Raw genomic sequence first — 17,409 nt, 5'->3', positions numbered from 1 at the left:
GGGGATGCGTGCGCGACAGGAATACCGACGGCGACCACTGCGAACGATCCTGAAGTACGGCGTCATCGCCTCCGCGGTCGGAGCCGTCGGCTCAGCACTGGCTGCGGCGCCCGCCATCACGGTCGACCATCTCGAACGGCGGGGGCGCGTGAAGCGCGATGCGCCGCAGCCCGGAACGTTCGAAGCGGACGTCGCCGAGTCGTCGATCCGGATCTACACCGACGGCGGAGCACTCTACGACGACATGATCGCGGCGATCGACGCCGCCGAGCACTCGGTCATCATGGAGACCTACATCTGGAAGAACGATGCGGTCGGCCAGCGCTTCATCGATGCGTTCAACCACGCAGCTGAGCGCGGGGTCCGGGTCCACCTCATGTACGACGGCTTCGCGAATCTCGTCGTTCCTCAGTCGTTCTACCGTCAGCTCTCCGATCGAGTCTTCGTGCACCGGCTTCCGGTATTCCGCCGTAAGATCTGGAAAGCACCGCTGCGCTACACCGGGTTGAACCACTCCAAGGTGCTCATCGTTGACGATCGGATCGGTTTCGTCGGCGGTTACAACATCGGCGCCCTCTACGCGCGTGAGTGGCGCGACACGCACATTCGCGAGATCGGGCCGGCGGTCTGGGGGCTCCGCAACTCGGTTGCCCGGGTGTGGAACGAGCGCTGCAACACGGACGAAGCCATCCCGTGGATCGCTCCGGACACGTGGGCCTCTCCCGTGCACGTCGCGGCGAACCTGCCCGTGCAATTGGTGTACCCCATCCGGCAGATGTACCTCGACGCCATCGAGCGCGCCCAGCACCGCGTCTGGATCACGACCCCGTACTTCGTGCCGGATCAGCAGATCGTCCGCGCCCTCAGTCTCGCTGCGGAGCGGGGCGTCGACGTGCGCCTCATGGTTCCGAAGGAGTCGAACCACATTCTCGCCGACTGGGTGACCCGGGGGTTCTACGGCCAGCTCCTCTCCTCGAAGATCACGCTCCTCCTCTATGCGGCGAGCATGATCCACGCGAAGACGGCGACCATCGATGGGGAATGGTCGACAGTCGGCACCGCGAACATCGACCGCCTCTCGCTCACATTCAACTACGAGACGAACGTCGAGATCGTGGATCAGGATTTCGCACGTGAGATGGAGCGCATCTACGCTGCGGACTCCGAGCACTGCGAAGTGCTCGAGCCGCCGCACTGGGAAGGTCGGAGCACCGCGACGAAAGTCGCTGAGGCGGCGCTGCTCCCCTTCCGTCCGCTCTTCTAGCGCTGCGCCGGATCCGCCTCGCGCGCGACGTGCGGATCGCCGAACCACGCCTTGTACAGATCGTAGAAGTTGCGGTTGCCGTACGTCGCACACGCATCGCCCTCACCCTGCCCGGCGGCGAGCGCGGAGCGGTTCGGCTGATACGGCGTGTAATTGTAGAGGCCCGCGGTGGCCCAGTTCATGACGTACACGTCTGACGTTCCGCACCGGTCGCGGTCGGGGTGGAACTGGATCGTGTTCATCTCGAACGGACGGTAGTTGAAGTCTTCGGGGTGCGCGCGGTAGACCTGGTACTGGCGTGCACCCCAGTACAGCTGATTCGCGAACCCGTAGAAGTCCTCGTCGCAGTTCGCCGAGCGGTTCGGTCCGCTATCGGGGCAGGCGTATCCCATGGCGCGGTCGTATCGCCAGTCCTCCGGAGTCCGCAGGCCGACGAGTGCCGTCTCCTTCTGCAGGATCACGAGGAGGGCCCGCTGACTGATGTCGCACGACTCCCCCACTCGGGCGATGATGTCCGCGGCCGATTCGTCATCGGCACCCGCGTACCCGTCGCAGTAGTCGTCCGCGGGTCTCGACTCGGTGTCCTCGGTGAAGTTCCGCAAGCTCTGCCGCGCAGCATCGGGTACGCGCTCGTCGAGGAACCCCTCGACCTCCTCTGCCGTCATGGCGTCGCCGTCGTAGAAGAGTTCGTCGGCGATGATGATGCCCGGATCGAAGCGATCCGGCACGTTCGGCGTCTGAGCCGGGGACGCGACGAGCGCGAGACCCGATGCCGCGAGCAGCAGCGCGACGCATCCTCCGCCGGCCCCCCAGAGCACGCGCTTCCAGTCGACGCGGGCGAGCAGTCGCCGGAAGTCGAGACGCTTTCGAGCTCCGTGCCGCATGTCTCAACGATAGGGGCACGAACCTGTCTGCTCCTGAGTCCAGTGCTGTCCCTTCAGCCGGGCCCGGGGCGTTCCGACGGCGTCGGTCGCCGCGCGGGTTAGTGTGGTGGCATGCTGCTCCCGCCTGAACTCCCGGACGGCGCTCACCATGTGCCCGGCTGGCTGTCGCTCGAGCAGCAGCGCTGGATCATCGGCCAGTTCGCCGCCTGGGCGGACGGTCCGGTGCCGATCCGCGCCGCTCGCGTGCGCGGACACGAGATGTCGGTCAAGACGGTGTGTCTGGGGTGGCACTGGCGTCCCTATCAGTACACGCGCGAGGCCGTCGACGTGAACGGCCGTCGCGTGCTCGACTTTCCGGACTGGCTCGGTGAGCTCGGCAGGCAGGCCCTCGTCGAGGCGACGGACGATCCGCGTGCCGGCGACGCGTACACTCCCGACACGGCGCTCGTGAACTACTACGACGAGCAGGCGCGCATGGGCATGCATCAGGATAAGGACGAGCGCTCCGACGCCCCCGTCGTCTCCCTGTCGATCGGTGATACCTGCACATTCCGGTTCGGCAACACGGAGCATCGCAACCGGCCGTACTCCGACGTCGAGCTCGCCTCCGGAGACCTCTTCGTCTTCGGCGGACCGTCGCGGTTCGCGTTTCACGGGGTGCAGCGGACGCACGCCGGGACCGCTCCGACGGGGTGCGGACTCGAGCACGGGCGGGTGAACATTACGATGCGTGTCACCGGTCTCTCTTGATCCACCCCCGGCACCCCGGAGTAGGGTGGGCGTCATGGTCGCGTATCGGTACCTCGGCAACAGCGGATTCAAGGTCTCTGAGATCACCTACGGCAACTGGGTGACGCACGGCTCGCAGGTGGAGGACGACGCGGCGATCGCGACCGTCCACGCGGCGCTCGAGCACGGGATCACCACGTTCGACACCGCAGACGTGTACGCCAACACGCGAGCCGAGGCGGTACTCGGTGAGGCGTTGAAGGGGCAGCGCAGGGACACGCTCGAACTCATGACCAAGGTCTACTTCCCGACCGGGGCCAAAGGCCCGAACAACACGGGTCTCAGCCGGAAGCACATCCGCGACTCCGTCGATGGGTCGCTGCGTCGCCTCGGCACCGAGTACATCGATGTCTATCAGGCGCACCGTTTCGATCATGAGACGCCCCTCGAGGAGACGTTCCAGGCGTTCGCCGACCTCGTGCGACTGGGCAAGGTGCTCTACATCGGCGTCTCCGAGTGGACCGCCGACCAGCTGCGTGCCGGGCACGGGTTGGCACAGGACCTCGGCATCCAGCTCGTGTCGAACCAGCCGCAGTACTCCGCGCTGTGGCGCGTCATCGAAGACCGTGTCGTCCCCACGTCGCAGGAGCTCGGGATCTCGCAGGTCGTCTGGTCGCCGCTCGCGCAGGGCGTGCTCACCGGCAAGTACCGCGCGGGCGAGGCGCTTCCGGAAGGGTCGCGAGCGGCGAACGAGAAGAGCCGGGACAACGTGGATCAGCGGTTCATGCGCGACGAGGTGCTGACGGCCGTGCAGCGGTTGCAGCCCCTCGCCGAGCAGGCCGGTCTCACGATGCCGCAGATGGGCATCGCCTGGGTGCTGCAGAACCCGAACGTCTCGGCCGCGCTCGTCGGGGCGTCGCGCCCGGAGCAGCTCGGCGACACCGTCAAGGCGTCGGGCATCACACTGGAAGCCGACCTGCTGCAGGCGATCGATGATGCGCTCACGGGTGTCGTCGAGCGCGACCCTGAGCAGACCGAATCGTCTTCGCCGGAGCGTCGGCTGGTCTGACGCCGGTCACTCCGCGACGTCCGACTCCGGTGCATCTCAGGTGCCGCAGAATGTGGCGCCGATCCAGGATCCCTTCGGAGCCTGGTGCGCGAACGACTCGTGCTCCGGCCGCACGTCGAATGGCGCGCGGAGCACGTCGACGAGGTGCGTGAGCGGCGCGAGGTCGCCGGCGGTCGCCGCGTCGAGTGCGGCTTCGACGATGTGGTTGCGCGGCACGTAGACGGGATTCACGCGATCCATGCGCTCCGCTTCGGGCCCGAGCGCGAGCCACGCCTCAGTCCACGGCCGCGGCCACGACGACGACGCGGGATCGACACGCGGTGCGGTCCCCTGGTCTGAGGATCGAGCGAAGAGCTCGCTGATCGGATCAGCGTCGCCGCGGGCTGCATCGGCCAGTGCGCGGAAGAAACTCGTGTAGTCCACCCGGTGGTCGCGCAGGTCCTGCAGCATCGTCTGCGCGAGCTCGACATCCCGCGCCGTCGTATCCGCGTCGGTGCTTGCGCCGGTGATGCCGAGCTTCTTTCGCATGCCCGCGAGCCACGCGGATTCGTACTGGGCGGCGAACCGACCGATACGGTCCTCGGCGAGCTCGATGGCCCGCGCCTCGTCGTCGTCCAGCAACGGCAGCAGCGCCTCCGCGAATCGCGCGAGATTCCACTGGGTGATCCCCGGCTGGTTCCCGTAGGCGTATCGGCCCTGATGGTCGATCGAGCTGTACACGGTCGTCGGTTCGAACGCGTCCATGAACGCGCAGGGGCCGTAGTCGATGGTCTCCCCCGCGATCGAGACGTTGTCGGTGTTCATGACGCCGTGGATGAACCCGACCAGCATCCACTGCGCCACGAGCTCGGCTTGCGCCTCGATGACCCCGTCCAGCAGGGCGAGTGCCGGCGATTCGGCGCTCGCTCGATCGGGGTAGTGCCGTTCGAGGGCGACCTGCACGAGGCGTGCGAGCAGCTCGTCATTCCGGAGGGATCGCGCGTACTGGAACGTTCCGACGCGCATATGGCTGCTGGCGACCCGGACGAGCACGGCACCCGGGAGCAACTCCGCGTCGCGGCGAACGCGCCGCCCGGTGTCGATGACCGCGAGTGCGCGCGTCGTCGGGATCCCGAGTGCGGCCATGGCTTCGCCGAGCACGTACTCGCGCAGCATCGGACCGGTCGCGGCGAATCCGTCGCTGCGCGCGAACGGGGTCGGCCCCGATCCCTTGAGGTGGATGTCGCGAAGCTCCCCCGCCTGGTTGCGCCGCTCGCCGAGCAGCAGCGCACGGCCGTCGCCGAGCCGAGACGAGTAGTTGCCGAACTGGTGACCGGCGTACGCCTGCGCGACCGGCCGCGCCGACGCGTCCACCTCGTTGGCGAGCAGCGCGCGCACGCCGGTCTCCGAGCGGAGCCACCGCGGGTCGAGCGCGAGGTCACGAGCGACGGCGTCGTTCACGACGAGGGGAGCCGGAAGCTCCGGCCGCGCGGACTGCCAGGGCACGGCGAGCTCCGGAAAGGCGTCGGCGAACACGCTCGAGCACTCGATTCCGCCGACCGTCTCCTGCTGATCCATCGCTCGCTCTCCCTGCATGGACACGAGGATACGGCTCCAGGCTCCGTGCGTCCTCAGCCTGGGGCGACGCACGAACCTTTACGCAGCGACTGCCGGGTATCCTGGACGGAATACGATGCGCGTCCGCCCTCGCACCGACTCGCAGCACCAGCACGTTCGAATCCCGGGAGCAGACACGTGAACCAGTCCAACAGCGCGCTCAATCGCCTTTTCGCGGACGATGGAACCCCTGACCCCGAGCCGGCCCCCCGGCGCTCGAAGCGCCGTCGCGGTCTGAAGCGCGTCCTCATCCTCATCACCGTGCTCCTGGTGCTCCTCGGTCTCGTCGTCGGCATCGGATATGCACTGCTCGCGAGTACCTACAACGAAGTCGACCGGGTCTCGATCGAGCAGGATCCCGAGTGGCAGCGGCCGGCTGAGGCCACCGGCGACGACGCACCGATCAACATTCTGCTGCTGGGCTCCGACTCGCGCGAGACGACCGACCCGGGCGCCACGATCGAGGACCTCGGCGACTTCCGGAGCGATGCGATCATGGTCGCGCAGATCTCGCCAGAGGACGATTCGATCACGGTGATGTCGATCATGCGCGACAACTGGGTGAACATCGAGGGCCATGGCGAGGCCAAGATCAACGCGGCGGTCGCCTATGGAGGCTTGCCGCTCGCCGTCAACTCCGTCGAGAACTTCATCGGCGCCCGTATCGATCATGTGGCGCTCATCGATTTCGACTCGTTCAAGGGACTCACCGACGCGGTCGGCGGCGTGACCATCGACAACCCGATCGAGTACACCGCGCAGAACGGTGGTGGCGACTTCACCTTCGCCGAGGGCGAGATCACCCTCGACGGCGATCAGGCGCTGTCGTACGTTCGCGAACGGTACGCGTTCTCAGACGGCGACTACCAGCGCGTACGGAACCAGCAGGTCTACTTGCAAGCGCTGTTCGGCCAGTTGCTCAGCTCGGAAACGCTCGGCAGCGTGGACCGAGTGACCTCGGTCTTCGAATCGCTCAAGCCCTACCTCATCCTCGATGAAGGTCTGAATCTGAACCGCACCGTCATGCTCGGCATCGATATGCGCAGCATCCGGTCGAACGACATCTCGTTCTTCACGAGCCCGACCAATGGAACGGGCACCTCGGCGGACGGGCAGTCGATCGTGATCCCCGATGAAACGGAACTCGAGAATGTCCGTACGGCATTCGCAGACGGAACTCTCGACGAGTACGCCGCGGCGCAGGAGTAATCGCGTCGCCTCAGTGGCCGCGTCTCTTCACACCGATGAGGGGACGCGGCCCTTGCGCTGCACCCTCCACACGGCGGGAAGCAGGATCGCCGTGCACAGGGGGTAGCTGAGGTCCTCGATCGGCGCGACGCCGAGGTAGATGCCGATCAGCTGGTCGTGGTCGAACTGGAACAAATCGGCGAGAATCATGACGTTGTCGAACACCACCGTGAGCACCACGAGCACCGTCGCGGCGACCACGGTGGGAAGCACCCGAACGCGTTCGCCGCGTCGATGCGCGCGCGCGTCGATCCAGACGCGGAAGGCAAGACTCGCCCCGAGCATCGCGCAGGCGATCCAGAAGTAGGTCGCAGATCCATCAGGCACGCGCGCGGCTCCGATCCTGCAACACATCTTGCACGCGCTCCACGAGCGCGACCAGCACCATCGTGAGGTAGCTCAGGAAGAGCAGGAAGAGCGGCTCCTCGATGGGCATGTGCGGGGCGATGGTGATGCCGGTCATGAACGGCGACGCGCCGATGATGAAGAGACCGCAGAGAATCGCGACGACATCGACGATGAGCAGAACGACGAAGCCGACGAGTACGGTGACGATCGCCCGCTTCGGGTCCCGCGTGAGGAAGAGGCGGTGACGCACATCGATGGTCGCCATGCCGGCGAACGCCACCAGCAGCGCCCCGAGATAGATCAGATGCACCGCACAGTCTCCGTCCGCTTCCCCGCCCCCGGACCACCCGGGCTCTTCACTATCCCACGGCCGTCCCGACCGAACCCCCCGGCACGCAGAACGCCCCCGAGCCTGAGCTCGGGGGCGTTCTCGACGAAACCCGTCAGCGCGACGATCAGCGCGCGGCGCTGCCGTCGACGTAGTCGTCGTCCTGCTGCTGCCATGCGAAGAGCTTGCGCAGCTCGGCACCGGTCTTCTCGATGGGGTGCGACTCGGCCTTGGCCCGCAGCTCCTGGAACTCCTGAGCGCCGTTGTCCTGGTCGTCGATGAAGCGCTTGGCGAACGCGCCCGACTGAATGTCGGCGAGTACCGCCTTCATGTTCTCCTTGACCGAGGCGTCGATGACCCGGGGTCCCGAGACGTAGTCGCCGTACTCGGCGGTGTCCGATACGGACCAGCGCTGCTTGGCGATGCCGCCCTCCCACATGAGGTCGACGATGAGCTTCAGCTCGTGCAGCACCTCGAAGTAGGCGATCTCCGGCTGGTACCCGGCCTCGGTGAGCACCTCGAACCCGTACTGCACGAGCTGCGACGTTCCACCGCAGAGCACAGCCTGCTCGCCGAAGAGGTCGGACTCGGTCTCCTCGGTGAAGGTGGTCTTGATGACGCCCGCACGAGTGCCGCCGATGGCCTTGGCGTAGGCCTTCGCGGTGTTCCAGGCGGTGCCGGAGGCGTCGACCTCGACGGCGATGATGTCGGGGATACCGCGACCGGCGACGAACTCGCGGCGCACGGTGTGGCCCGGGGCTTTCGGTGCGACGAGGATCACGTCGACGCCTTCGGGAGCCTCGATGAGACCGAAGCGGATGTTGAATCCGTGCGCGAAGGCGATGGTCTTGCCCTCGGTCAGGTTCGGCTTGATTTCGTCCTGGAAGATCGACCGCTGGCTCTGATCCGGAGCGAGAATCATGATGAGGTCGGCCCACTGTGTCGCGTCGGCGACCGACTTCACGGTGAAGCCGGCCTCCTCGGCCTTCGCGGTCGACTTCGACCCCTCGCGCAGGGCGACGACGACATCGACGCCCGAATCCCGGAGGTTGCCGGCGTGCGCGTGTCCCTGCGAGCCGTACCCGACGACCGCGACCTTCTTGCTCTGGATGACCGACAGGTCGGCGTCGCTGTCGTAGTAGATCTCTGCCATGGGATTCTCCTTCTATTGTCGTGAGTAGTGAGGCGCGCCACGAAGGGCGCAGGTGTGCGGGGCCCGATCTGGCCGTGAGACTAGTTCTTGAAGACGCGTTCGGTGATCGACTTCGGGCCGCGTCCGACGGCGATGAGGCCGGACTGCGCGATCTCCTTGATCCCGAACGGTTCGAGCACCTTCAGGAATGCGTCGACCTTGCCCGTGTCGCCGGTGACCTCGATGACGAGGGCGTCGGTGACGACGTCGACCACACGCGCCCGGAACAGGTTGACCGCTTCGAGCACTTGCGAGCGGGTGTGGTTGTCGACCCGCACCTTGATCAGCATGTGCTCGCGCTGCACCGAGGACTGCGGCTCGAGCTCCACGATCTTGATGACGTTGACCAGCTTGTTGAGCTGCTTCGTCACCTGTTCGAGAAGCACCTGATCCTGATCGACGACCACCGTGATGCGCGACAGGCCCGGGATCTCGGTCGGCCCCACCGCGAGGGAATCGATATTGAAGCCGCGCCGCGCGAAGAGGCCGGCGACTCGGGTCAGCAGACCGGGCTTGTCCTCGACGAGGAGGCTCAGAACGTGGCGGCTCATGCTTCCTCCTCCCATTCGGGGCTGTGTTCTCGGGCGTACTGCACGTCGCTGTTCGACGTGCCCTGGCGTACCATCGGCCACACCATCGCGTCGGCGCTCACGACGAAGTCGATGACCACCGGGCGATCGTTCGTCTCAAGCGCGAGCCTGATGGCGTCGTCGACCTGGTCCTCGTGCTCGACGCGAATCGAGAGGCAGCCGTACGCTTCGCCGAGCTTCACGAAGTCGGGAACCCGCGAGGAACCGTGACCCGTGTTCAGGTCCGTGTTCGAGTAGCGGCCCTCGTAGATCAGCGTCTGCCACTGGCGTACCATGCCGAGCGACGAGTTGTTGATGATCGCGACCTTGATCGGGATGTTGTTCACGACGCAGGTTGCGAGCTCCTGATTCGTCATCTGGAAGCACCCGTCGCCGTCGATCGCCCAGACGGCGCGCTCGGGCTCGGCGACCTTCGCACCCATCGCGGCGGGGACCGAGTACCCCATGGTGCCGGCACCGCCGGAGTTCAGCCAGGCGTTCGGGCGCTGATACGCGATGAACTGCGCCGCCCACATCTGGTGCTGTCCGACGCCGGAGGCGAAGACCCCCTCGGGGCCCGTCAGCTCGCCGATGCGCTGGATCACGTGCTGCGGCGAGAGCAGACCATCGCTCGTCGGTTCGTACCCGAGCGGGAACTTGGCGCGCAGACCGTTCAGACGATTCCACCACACCGTGAGGTCGGCGAACTCACGGTCGCGCTGCAGCGTGCTGATCGCGGCGACGAGATCGGCGATCACCTCGCGCGCGTCGCCCACGATCGGCACGTCCGCGGCGCGGATCTTGCCGATCTCCGCGGGATCGATGTCGGCGTGGATCACCTTCGCGTCCGGAGCGAACTGCGCGGCCTTCCCGGTGACCCGATCATCGAACCGTGCGCCCAGCGTGATGAGGAGGTCGGCCTCCTGGAGGGCGAGGACCGCGGGAACGGTGCCGTGCATGCCAGGCATGCCGAGGTTCTGCTCGTGGGCATCGGGGAAGACGCCGCGCGCCATGAGCGTCGTGACGACCGGTGCGCCCACCTGTTCGGCGAGCCGCAGGAGCTCGGTGGACGCTTCCGCGCGAACGACGCCGCCCCCCACGTAGAAGACCGGCCGGTCCGCTTGAGCGATGAGCTCGGCCGCCGCCTGGATCTGCTTGCTGTTCGCCTTCGTGATGGGGCGGTACCCGGGCAGGTCCACGCGCGGATCCCACTCGAAGTCGAAGAGACCCTCCTGGGCGTCCTTCGTGATGTCGACGAGGACGGGCCCCGGCCGACCGCTCGCCGCGAGATGATACGCGGCCGCGAGCGTGCTCGGGATGTCCTCCGCGCGCTTCACCAGGAACGAGTGCTTCGTGATCGGCATCGTGATGCCGACGATGTCCGCTTCCTGGAACGCGTCCGTACCCATCAGGTGCGAGAACACCTGCCCGGTGATCGCGAGCAGCGGCACGGAATCCATGTAGGCGTCGGCGATCGCCGTGACGAGGTTCGTCGCACCGGGGCCCGAGGTCGCGATGCACACACCGACGCGTCCCGAAGCCGCGGCGTAACCCTCGGCCGCGTGCCCCGCTCCCTGCTCATGGCGCACGAGGATGTGCCGCGGCATGGGTGCGTTCATGATGGTGTCGTAGAGCGGCAGGACCGCACCTCCGGGCAAGCCGAAGACATCGGTGACCCCGAGCAGCTCCAGGCTGCGCAAGACGGCCTGCGCACCGCTCATCTGCTCGCCGCGGGGAGCAGCGGCACGGGGATCTGCTGCGGTCGTACTCGTATCCGAGTTCATCTCATGCTTTCTGTGTGACGGTGTGCGCGAGCGCGCGTTCAACCCGTGATCGCACCCTCGGATGCGGAGTGAACGAGCTGCGTGTACTTGGCCAGAACGCCGCGCGTGTAACGCGGGGGAAGCGGAGCCCAGTCTGCTCTGCGGGCCTCGAGCTCGGCGGGATCCACCTGGAGGTCGAGCGTTCGTGCGGCGATGTCGACCCGAATCAGGTCCCCGTCGCGGAGGAGTGCGATCGGACCACCGTCCGACGCCTCCGGCGCAATATGGCCGATGCACAGGCCGGTTGTGCCGCCTGAGAATCGTCCGTCCGTCAATAGTAGTACATCTTTACCGAGCCCCGCGCCCTTGATCGCGCCGGTGATCGCGAGCATCTCGCGCATGCCTGGCCCGCCCTTCGGTCCCTCATACCGGATCACGACGACGTCACCCTTGCCGATCTTGCCCTCGGACAGCGCATCCATGGCCGCGCGCTCCCGCTCGAACACGCGCGCGGGGCCCTCGAACACCTCGGCGTCGAAGCCCGCCGTCTTCACGACCGCGCCCTCCGGAGCGAGCGAACCGGACAGGATCGTGAGCCCGCCGTTCTCGTGCAGCGGGTCATCGAGCGTGCGGATCACTTTGCCGTCGAGCGGTGTCGTCACGTCGGCGAGGTTCTCGGCCATCGTCTTGCCGGTGACGGTGAGCACGTCGCCGTGCAGGAGACCGGCATCGAGCAGGGCCTTCATGATCACCGGCATGCCGCCGACACGATCGAAATCCTGCGCGACGTACTGACCGAACGGCTTCATGTCGGCGAGGTGAGGCACCTGCTGCCCGATCCGGGTGAAGTCGTCGAGCGTGAGCTCGACTTCGGCTTCGCGTGCGATGGCGAGCAGGTGGAGCACCGCATTCGTCGAACCGCCGAGCACCATCGCCACGGCGATGGCGTTCTCGAACGCTTTCTTCGTCAAGATGTCGCGGGACGAAATGCCGCGTTCGAGCATACGAACGACCGCCTCGCCCGAGCGGTGAGCGAAGTAATCGCGACGACGGTCGGCGCTCGGGGGTGCAGCCGAACCCGGCAGACTCATGCCGAGCGCCTCGGCGACGCAGGCCATCGTGTTGGCGGTGAACATGCCGCCGCAAGCGCCCTCGCCCGGTGCGATCGCGCACTCCACGCGCTTCAGGTCTTCCTCGCTCATCGTTCCGGCCTTGCAGGCACCGACCGCTTCGAACGCGTCGATAATGGTCACCTGCTTCTCGGTACCGTCCTCGAGCTTCACCCAACCCGGAGCGATCGATCCGGCGTACAGGAACACCGAGGCGAGGTCGAGCCGAGCGGCTGCCATCAGCATGCCGGGGAGCGACTTGTCGCAGCCCGCGAGCAGGATCGAACCGTCGAGGCGCTCAGCCATCATCACGGTCTCCACCGAGTCGGCGATGACCTCGCGCGACACGAGCGAGAAGTGCATGCCCTCGTGGCCCATCGAGATGCCGTCCGAGACGGAGATGGTACCGAACTGGAGGGGGTACCCGCCGCCCGCGTGCACGCCTTCCTTGGCGCCCTGCGCGAGTCGATCGAGACTCAGGTTGCACGGCGTGATCTCGTTCCACGAGCTCGCGATGCCGATCTGGGGCTTATCCCAATCCTCGTCGCCCATGCCGACGGCCCGAAGCATGCCTCGGGCCGCGGCTTTCTCGATTCCGTCGGTGACGTCGCGACTGCGCGGCTTGATATCGATCTCAGACATGCGACCAGTCTAGACCCGCCTGGTCAACCAGACGGGCATCGATCCACCCGCGAAACCGCGGGCTACTTGCCCGGCTTGATCCGGTAGCTGAAGGGGATCATGAAGCCAACGAACACCGCGGCCAATCCGCCGACGAACTCCCAGAGCCCGGCCGCCGGGTCAGCGGTGAAGGCGTAGCTCATCAGAACGAACCCGCCGAGCATCAACACCATCGAGACGATGAACCCGATCGCCGTCGACACACCGACCGCTCCCTGCGAGCTCTCTTCGAACAGTGCCTCGTTCTGCTTCGCCATTCCGACTCTTCCTCCCACGCGGTTCGACCTGCACGCCTGCGCGCAAGGTCAGCGCGCGAATCGCTTCCCAGCGTACCGCACCGAGTAGGCTGGTTCCGTATCGCTCGCGACCGCGAGGACCAGCGACGTTTTTGGGAGGACACATGTCCATAGGCAGGTACGTGACCAACCCCGGCGTGATCGGGTCGGCCATCAGTGTGCTCGGCGTCATCAAACGTACGAAGAACATGCCCGCGGACTGGCGGCGATTGATCGTCTGGGGCATCTGGATCGGCGGGTTCGCGCTCTCAGTCGCGGGTGTAGCGAAAGAGGAAGAGGATCGGGTCTTCGAGGAGCTGAACCAGTAATCCACGCATGACCGAAACATCTCCCCTGCATGAGCCGGGCGCTCCGAGCACGCGCAGTCACCCGATCAGGGTGATTTCATACGTCAATCGGCGCGAGGTCGCGCGCGTGAGCCGCGTGCTCCGCGCCGAGCTCGTCGGCGGCGTGATTATCATGGCCGCGGCCGCGCTCGGCTTCATCGCCGCGAACAGTCCCCTCTCCGACGCCTACTTCTCGATCAAGGAGTTCACGGTCGGGCCCGAGGCACTGCATCTGCACCTCTCCATCGGAGAGTGGACGGCTGATGGGCTGCTCGCGATCTTCTTCTTCATGGTCGGACTCGAGCTCAAACGCGAGTTCGTCGGTGGCGCCCTGAGTCGCTTCTCCACCGCCGTCGTGCCCGTCGCGGCGGCGTTCGGCGGCGTCGCGGTTCCGGCACTGATCTACACCGCTGTGAACGCCGGCACGGAGACAGCGCACGGATGGGCGATCCCCACGGCGACCGATATCGCCTTCGCCGTCGCCGTTCTCGGCCTGCTCGCGCCGGGCATCCCCATGGCGCTGCGCATGTTCCTCCTGACGCTCGCCGTGGTGGACGACCTCATCGCGATCACGATCATCGCCATCTTCTACACCGACGGACTCAATCTCGCGGCCTTGGGGCTGTCCGCGATCCCCATCGCTGCGTTCGCGATCATCGGACACCGTTTCCCGCATCGGCTCGCGCGCTCGGGGATCGCCCCCTGGGCGATCATGCTCCCGCTGGGCGTCGTCGCGTGGGGCCTGTTCCACGCGTCGGGCATCCACGCGACGATCGCCGGAGTCGTTCTGGCGTTCCTCATCCCCGTGCGCGGCAAGCGCGACACCGATCTCGCGGAGATCTTCGAGCGTCGTTTCCGTCCGCTCTCGACCGGAGTCGCCGTTCCGCTGTTCGCGTTCTTCGCCGCGGGAGTGGCAGTCGGATCCACCTCGGGCTTCCCGTTCGATCCGGTCGCGCTCGGTGTCATGGCCGGACTGGTCCTCGGCAAGCCCATCGGAATCACCGTGACCACCTGGCTGGTCACGAAGTTCACGCGAGCCGAGCTCGACGCGTCGGTGCAGTGGAAGAAACTGGTCGGGGTCGGCGCACTCGCGGGCGTCGGCTTCACCGTGTCGCTCCTCGTCACCGACCTCAGTTTCACCGACCCTGAGCACGCGGATATGGCGCGACTGGCCGTCATGGTCGGATCGCTCATCGCCATCGCAGTGTCCGCCTGTTTCCTGGTCAGGCCCAGCGAGGCGCGCGCCGCCAAACGACTCCCGCGAACCCACTGACACGCTCGGAACACCACGATTTGAGCAGTGTCGCGGGCCATGCTAAATTAGTTCTGTTGCGCCGGTCGCAGCGAGCACCTCTAGCTCAATTGGCAGAGCAGCTGACTCTTAATCAGCGGGTTCCGGGTTCAAGTCCCGGGGGGTGTACCGCAGGCCCTCACTCTCACGAGTGGGGGCCTTTTGCATTGCCCGCGCGCTCAGAGATTTTTCGGCGCCTTTCAAGCACGCTCCCGGACACCTCCGAGCGAATTTCCGGGTGACCGCAGGTAATCTGTTTGCAACTTGAGCGAAAGGGACTCAAGTTGACGAAATCGGAGGGAGATTGATTCATTATGGCGATGTCTTTTGATCCTTTCAGCGAGCTGGATCGCCTCACGGGCGGACTGCTCCAGTCCCGCTCGGCCCCGCGCGTCATGCCGGTCGACCTGTACCGTGACCAGCAGCGATACGTGCTGTCGGCCGACCTGCCTGGCGTCGACCCGGGGTCCGTCGATGTCGATGTCGACGGTCAGCTCCTCACCATTCGCGCGCAGCGCTCGGCGGCCTCGGCCGATGGTGTCAAGTGGCTCACCCGCGAGCGTGCGGAGGGCAGCTACCTTCGCCAGTTCAGCATCGGCGAGGGCGTCGACACGGCCCAAATCTCGGCGTCGTACGAGAACGGCGTGCTGAGCGTCATCATCCCGATCAGCGAACGGGCGAAGCCCCGGAAGATCGAGGTGGAGACTCCGAGCGATAGCGCCCCGGCGGAATCGCGCACGATCACCGCGTAAGAGCCCGCCGGACCCCGCGAACACGGGTCGCTTCTCGCGCCTCTTCCGAGAGGACCGCGAGAAGCGACCCGTTCCGTGCGCGGCAGTAGCCTGCGCGGCACGGATAGGGTGGAACTATGACCCAGTCATCCACCGACCTCGAGTTCGCCCGACGCCTCGCGGACCTCGCGGATTCGATCTCACTCCCCCGCTTCCAGGCGGCTGACCTGCACGTCGACACCAAACCCGACCGTTCGTATGTCACCGACGCGGATACCGCGGTGGAGCGCGCGCTTCGCGAGGTCATCGAGCAGGAACTGCCAGGGGACAGCTTCTTCGGCGAAGAATCCGGACGATCCGAACGGGGGTCCCGCCGTTGGATCATCGACCCGATCGACGGCACGGCGAACTTTCTCCGCGGGGTCCCCAACTGGGCGACGCTCATCGCTCTCGAGGTCGATGGGTCCGCCACGGTCGGGGTGGTGTCCGCTCCGGCGTTCGGCGCCCGATGGTGGGCGTCTGCTGGCAATGGCGCGTGGGCCCAGGCGTCGTCCGCGGAGCCCCGACGCCTGCGGGTCTCACATGTGCGCGACCTCGAGCACGCCTCGCTCAGCTTTCAGAGCATCGAGCAGTGGGATCAGGCCGGGTATCTCGAGCCGCTGATCGGACTGTCGCGAGCAGTGTGGCGGGATCGCGCCTACGGCGACATGTGGTCGTACATGCTGCTCGCGGAAGGGCTCGTCGATATCGTCGCCGAGTTCGATGTGAAGCCCTACGATCTCGCCGCAATCGCCCCGATCGTCCGCGAAGCCGGTGGCCGCTTCACCGACGTCGACGGCGCGGAGACCGCGTGGAACGGAAGCTCGCTCGCGACGAACGGGCGACTGCACGACGCCGTGATCGCCCAACTTCGCGAGCGCCGCCGCGCGGACTGAATCGAGGGGCTACGCTTCTCGCTGGTGACGTCCGTCGGGATCGATCGCGTCGAGGATCCGTCCGACCTGATCCGCGAACGCACCGACCTCGCCGGGATCGAGTGCGTCGAAGACGAGTCTGCGGACCTCCGCAACGTGCTCAGGCGCGTGTCGGTCGAGGTGCCGCTGCCCCGCCTCCGTCAGCACGACATTCGTCGCCCGCCCATCTCCCGGGTGGGCCTCGCGCCGCACCCAGCCTTGACGCACCAGTCGCGTGACGACGTGGGAGAGTCGGGAGAGCGACGCATTGGTGAAGAGCGCGAGGTCGCTCATGAGCCGTGTGTGATCCGCGGCGTCGGAGAGCATCGCCAGCACGTGGTAGTCGAACAGCGTGACTCCGGCGTCGCGCTTGAGCTGCGCCTCAAGAGCGCTCGGCAGGAGCACATTGAGACTCACCAGGCGAAGCCATGCGCGTCGCTCCTCATCATTGAGCCATTCCGGTTCCGCCATCGTTTCCTTCCCCAAAGACACGGACGGTCCTCACTATCGCGAAGATAGTCTATGTGAACGCTTCGAGTCACCTCCGAGTGTGGAGGATTCATACAATGGGTTCATGCAGACTCACTCCTCTCTCCCGCTCTCGCGACGCGCGACCGTCGTCGCCGCGACGCTCGACATCGTCGTGATCCTGCTCTTCGCATGGATCGGTCGCAGTGCGCACGCGGAAGAACTGACGGTGCTCGGCACGCTCCAGACGGCCTGGCCGTTTCTGGTGGGTGCAGCGGTGGGATGGACGCTGGTACGCGCATGGAAGCGCCCCTGGGCTTTGGTGCGCACGGGCCTGCCGGTGTGGGCGACATCGCTCGTCGTCGGCATGGGCCTGCGCGCCCTCACGGGCAGCGGCATCGCGCTGCCTTTCGTCATCGTCGCAACCGTCTCGCTGCTGATCGGACTCGCCGGCTGGCGCGGAATTGCGGCTCTCACGCGTCGCCTGGATCGCGAGCCGCGCGCGGACTGAGGGGCACTCGCACAGTGCGTGACGTCGCTCCGACGCATCTGACCGATGCGTCT

Annotated in this window: 19 protein-coding genes and 1 tRNA gene; 10 read left to right on the top strand and 10 right to left on the bottom strand. The window is 66.4% G+C overall.

Annotation, left to right across the window (positions count from 1 at the left end; all coding sequences use genetic code 11):
* Positions 1 to 4 precede the first annotated feature (4 nt).
* On the top strand, positions 5 to 1,264 hold the full coding sequence (locus J4H85_RS05310) for a phospholipase D-like domain-containing protein (RefSeq protein WP_208237612.1): 1,260 nt from the start codon (positions 5 to 7) through the stop codon (positions 1,262 to 1,264).
* Here the strand turns inward: J4H85_RS05310 and J4H85_RS05305 are convergent.
* Positions 1,261 to 2,148 (bottom strand): hypothetical protein, encoded by an 888-nt coding sequence (locus tag J4H85_RS05305; RefSeq protein ID WP_208237610.1) that lies wholly within the window; start codon positions 2,146 to 2,148, stop codon positions 1,261 to 1,263. The two genes, J4H85_RS05310 and J4H85_RS05305, sit on opposite strands and share 4 nt — an antisense overlap.
* Positions 2,149 to 2,259: 111 nt before the next feature.
* Here J4H85_RS05305 and J4H85_RS05300 point away from each other — a divergent pair, with 111 nt between their 5' ends.
* Positions 2,260 to 2,898: an alpha-ketoglutarate-dependent dioxygenase AlkB family protein gene (locus J4H85_RS05300; RefSeq protein WP_208237608.1), complete on the top strand. Its 639-nt coding sequence runs from the start codon at positions 2,260 to 2,262 to the stop codon at positions 2,896 to 2,898.
* A gap of 34 nt (positions 2,899 to 2,932) precedes the next feature.
* Positions 2,933 to 3,946, top strand: a complete 1,014-nt coding sequence (locus J4H85_RS05295; RefSeq protein ID WP_208237607.1) for an aldo/keto reductase family protein — start codon at positions 2,933 to 2,935, stop codon at positions 3,944 to 3,946.
* 36 nt (positions 3,947 to 3,982) lie between these two features.
* Here the strand turns inward: J4H85_RS05295 and J4H85_RS05290 are convergent, their stop codons facing one another.
* Entirely contained in the window at positions 3,983 to 5,521 is a 1,539-nt protein-coding gene (locus J4H85_RS05290) for a protein adenylyltransferase SelO (protein WP_243893480.1), read from the bottom strand.
* Positions 5,522 to 5,680: 159 nt separating this feature from the next.
* On the opposite strand from J4H85_RS05290, the gene J4H85_RS05285 reads away from it, so the two are divergent.
* The gene (locus J4H85_RS05285) at positions 5,681 to 6,751 is read left to right on the top strand and encodes an LCP family protein (RefSeq protein WP_208237605.1); all 1,071 of its coding nucleotides are present in this window, start codon (positions 5,681 to 5,683) and stop codon (positions 6,749 to 6,751) included.
* A 27-nt stretch (positions 6,752 to 6,778) separates the two neighbouring features.
* On the opposite strand, the gene J4H85_RS05280 is transcribed toward J4H85_RS05285, so the two are convergent.
* The 7 genes from J4H85_RS05280 to J4H85_RS05250 form a co-directional block, all read right to left on the bottom strand.
* Positions 6,779 to 7,117, bottom strand: coding sequence for a lycopene cyclase domain-containing protein (locus J4H85_RS05280; RefSeq protein WP_307863431.1), 339 nt, complete (start codon positions 7,115 to 7,117; stop codon positions 6,779 to 6,781).
* Positions 7,110 to 7,448 (bottom strand): lycopene cyclase domain-containing protein, encoded by a 339-nt coding sequence (locus J4H85_RS05275; protein WP_208237601.1) that lies wholly within the window; start codon positions 7,446 to 7,448, stop codon positions 7,110 to 7,112. Before J4H85_RS05275 ends, J4H85_RS05280 begins: the two co-directional genes overlap by 8 nt.
* A gap of 145 nt (positions 7,449 to 7,593) precedes the next feature.
* The gene (gene ilvC, locus J4H85_RS05270; protein ID WP_208237600.1) at positions 7,594 to 8,619 is read right to left on the bottom strand and encodes a ketol-acid reductoisomerase; all 1,026 of its coding nucleotides are present in this window, start codon (positions 8,617 to 8,619) and stop codon (positions 7,594 to 7,596) included.
* An 80-nt stretch (positions 8,620 to 8,699) separates the two neighbouring features.
* Positions 8,700 to 9,209 (bottom strand): acetolactate synthase small subunit, encoded by a 510-nt coding sequence (gene ilvN, locus J4H85_RS05265; protein ID WP_208237598.1) that lies wholly within the window; start codon positions 9,207 to 9,209, stop codon positions 8,700 to 8,702.
* Complete coding sequence (locus J4H85_RS05260; RefSeq protein WP_208237596.1) at positions 9,206 to 11,011, bottom strand: acetolactate synthase large subunit; 1,806 nt, start codon at positions 11,009 to 11,011, stop codon at positions 9,206 to 9,208. Before J4H85_RS05260 ends, ilvN begins: the two co-directional genes overlap by 4 nt.
* 38 nt (positions 11,012 to 11,049) lie before the next feature.
* The gene (gene ilvD, locus J4H85_RS05255) at positions 11,050 to 12,741 is read right to left on the bottom strand and encodes a dihydroxy-acid dehydratase (RefSeq protein WP_208237594.1); all 1,692 of its coding nucleotides are present in this window, start codon (positions 12,739 to 12,741) and stop codon (positions 11,050 to 11,052) included.
* 62 nt (positions 12,742 to 12,803) lie between these two features.
* Positions 12,804 to 13,037 (bottom strand): hypothetical protein, encoded by a 234-nt coding sequence (locus J4H85_RS05250; RefSeq protein WP_208237592.1) that lies wholly within the window; start codon positions 13,035 to 13,037, stop codon positions 12,804 to 12,806.
* Positions 13,038 to 13,180: 143 nt separating this feature from the next.
* On the opposite strand from J4H85_RS05250, the gene J4H85_RS05245 reads away from it, so the two are divergent.
* The 5 genes from J4H85_RS05245 (at position 13,181) to J4H85_RS05225 (ending at position 16,359) form a co-directional block, all read left to right on the top strand.
* Positions 13,181 to 13,384 (top strand): hypothetical protein, encoded by a 204-nt coding sequence (locus J4H85_RS05245; RefSeq protein WP_208237590.1) that lies wholly within the window; start codon positions 13,181 to 13,183, stop codon positions 13,382 to 13,384.
* 7 nt (positions 13,385 to 13,391) lie between these two features.
* Entirely contained in the window at positions 13,392 to 14,675 is a 1,284-nt protein-coding gene (nhaA, locus tag J4H85_RS05240; protein ID WP_208237589.1) for a Na+/H+ antiporter NhaA, read from the top strand.
* A gap of 74 nt (positions 14,676 to 14,749) precedes the next feature.
* Positions 14,750 to 14,822: transfer RNA gene (locus J4H85_RS05235), tRNA-Lys, on the top strand.
* Positions 14,823 to 15,007: 185 nt separating this feature from the next.
* Positions 15,008 to 15,445 (top strand): Hsp20/alpha crystallin family protein, encoded by a 438-nt coding sequence (locus tag J4H85_RS05230; RefSeq protein WP_208237587.1) that lies wholly within the window; start codon positions 15,008 to 15,010, stop codon positions 15,443 to 15,445.
* A 116-nt stretch (positions 15,446 to 15,561) separates the two neighbouring features.
* Positions 15,562 to 16,359: an inositol monophosphatase family protein gene (locus J4H85_RS05225; RefSeq protein WP_208237585.1), complete on the top strand. Its 798-nt coding sequence runs from the start codon at positions 15,562 to 15,564 to the stop codon at positions 16,357 to 16,359.
* Positions 16,360 to 16,368: 9 nt separating this feature from the next.
* Here the strand turns inward: J4H85_RS05225 and J4H85_RS05220 are convergent, their stop codons facing one another.
* Positions 16,369 to 16,848: a MarR family winged helix-turn-helix transcriptional regulator gene (locus J4H85_RS05220; RefSeq protein ID WP_208237583.1), complete on the bottom strand. Its 480-nt coding sequence runs from the start codon at positions 16,846 to 16,848 to the stop codon at positions 16,369 to 16,371.
* A gap of 103 nt (positions 16,849 to 16,951) precedes the next feature.
* Here J4H85_RS05220 and J4H85_RS05215 point away from each other — a divergent pair, with 103 nt between their 5' ends.
* The gene (locus tag J4H85_RS05215) at positions 16,952 to 17,356 is read left to right on the top strand and encodes a DUF3054 domain-containing protein (RefSeq protein ID WP_208237581.1); all 405 of its coding nucleotides are present in this window, start codon (positions 16,952 to 16,954) and stop codon (positions 17,354 to 17,356) included.
* The last annotated feature ends 53 nt before the right edge of the window (positions 17,357 to 17,409 follow it).

It is taken from the genome of Leucobacter tardus, assembly GCF_017583045.1.
Lineage (GTDB): Bacteria > Actinomycetota > Actinomycetes > Actinomycetales > Microbacteriaceae > Leucobacter > Leucobacter tardus.
This window is presented reverse-complemented; position numbering and strand designations above follow the sequence as displayed.

Bases quoted from the DNA above. Each gene is read 5' to 3' on its own strand.
- J4H85_RS05250 (WP_208237592.1), bottom strand. From the start codon at position 13,037: ATGGCGAAGCAGAACGAGGCACTGTTCGAAGAGAGCTCGCAGGGAGCG.
- J4H85_RS05260 (WP_208237596.1), bottom strand. From the start codon at position 11,011: ATGAACTCGGATACGAGTACGACCGCAGCAGATCCCCGTGCCGCTGCT.
- J4H85_RS05295 (WP_208237607.1), top strand. From the start codon at position 2,933: ATGGTCGCGTATCGGTACCTCGGCAACAGCGGATTCAAGGTCTCTGAG.
- J4H85_RS05225 (WP_208237585.1), top strand. From the start codon at position 15,562: ATGACCCAGTCATCCACCGACCTCGAGTTCGCCCGACGCCTCGCGGAC.
- J4H85_RS05215 (WP_208237581.1), top strand. From the start codon at position 16,952: ATGCAGACTCACTCCTCTCTCCCGCTCTCGCGACGCGCGACCGTCGTC.
- J4H85_RS05245 (WP_208237590.1), top strand. From the start codon at position 13,181: ATGTCCATAGGCAGGTACGTGACCAACCCCGGCGTGATCGGGTCGGCC.
- ilvN (WP_208237598.1), bottom strand. From the start codon at position 9,209: ATGAGCCGCCACGTTCTGAGCCTCCTCGTCGAGGACAAGCCCGGTCTG.
- J4H85_RS05290 (WP_243893480.1), bottom strand. From the start codon at position 5,521: ATGCAGGGAGAGCGAGCGATGGATCAGCAGGAGACGGTCGGCGGAATC.
- J4H85_RS05230 (WP_208237587.1), top strand. From the start codon at position 15,008: ATGGCGATGTCTTTTGATCCTTTCAGCGAGCTGGATCGCCTCACGGGC.
- J4H85_RS05300 (WP_208237608.1), top strand. From the start codon at position 2,260: ATGCTGCTCCCGCCTGAACTCCCGGACGGCGCTCACCATGTGCCCGGC.
- J4H85_RS05305 (WP_208237610.1), bottom strand. From the start codon at position 2,148: ATGCGGCACGGAGCTCGAAAGCGTCTCGACTTCCGGCGACTGCTCGCC.
- ilvC (WP_208237600.1), bottom strand. From the start codon at position 8,619: ATGGCAGAGATCTACTACGACAGCGACGCCGACCTGTCGGTCATCCAG.
- nhaA (WP_208237589.1), top strand. From the start codon at position 13,392: ATGACCGAAACATCTCCCCTGCATGAGCCGGGCGCTCCGAGCACGCGC.
- ilvD (WP_208237594.1), bottom strand. From the start codon at position 12,741: ATGTCTGAGATCGATATCAAGCCGCGCAGTCGCGACGTCACCGACGGA.
- J4H85_RS05310 (WP_208237612.1), top strand. From the start codon at position 5: ATGCGTGCGCGACAGGAATACCGACGGCGACCACTGCGAACGATCCTG.
- J4H85_RS05220 (WP_208237583.1), bottom strand. From the start codon at position 16,848: ATGGCGGAACCGGAATGGCTCAATGATGAGGAGCGACGCGCATGGCTT.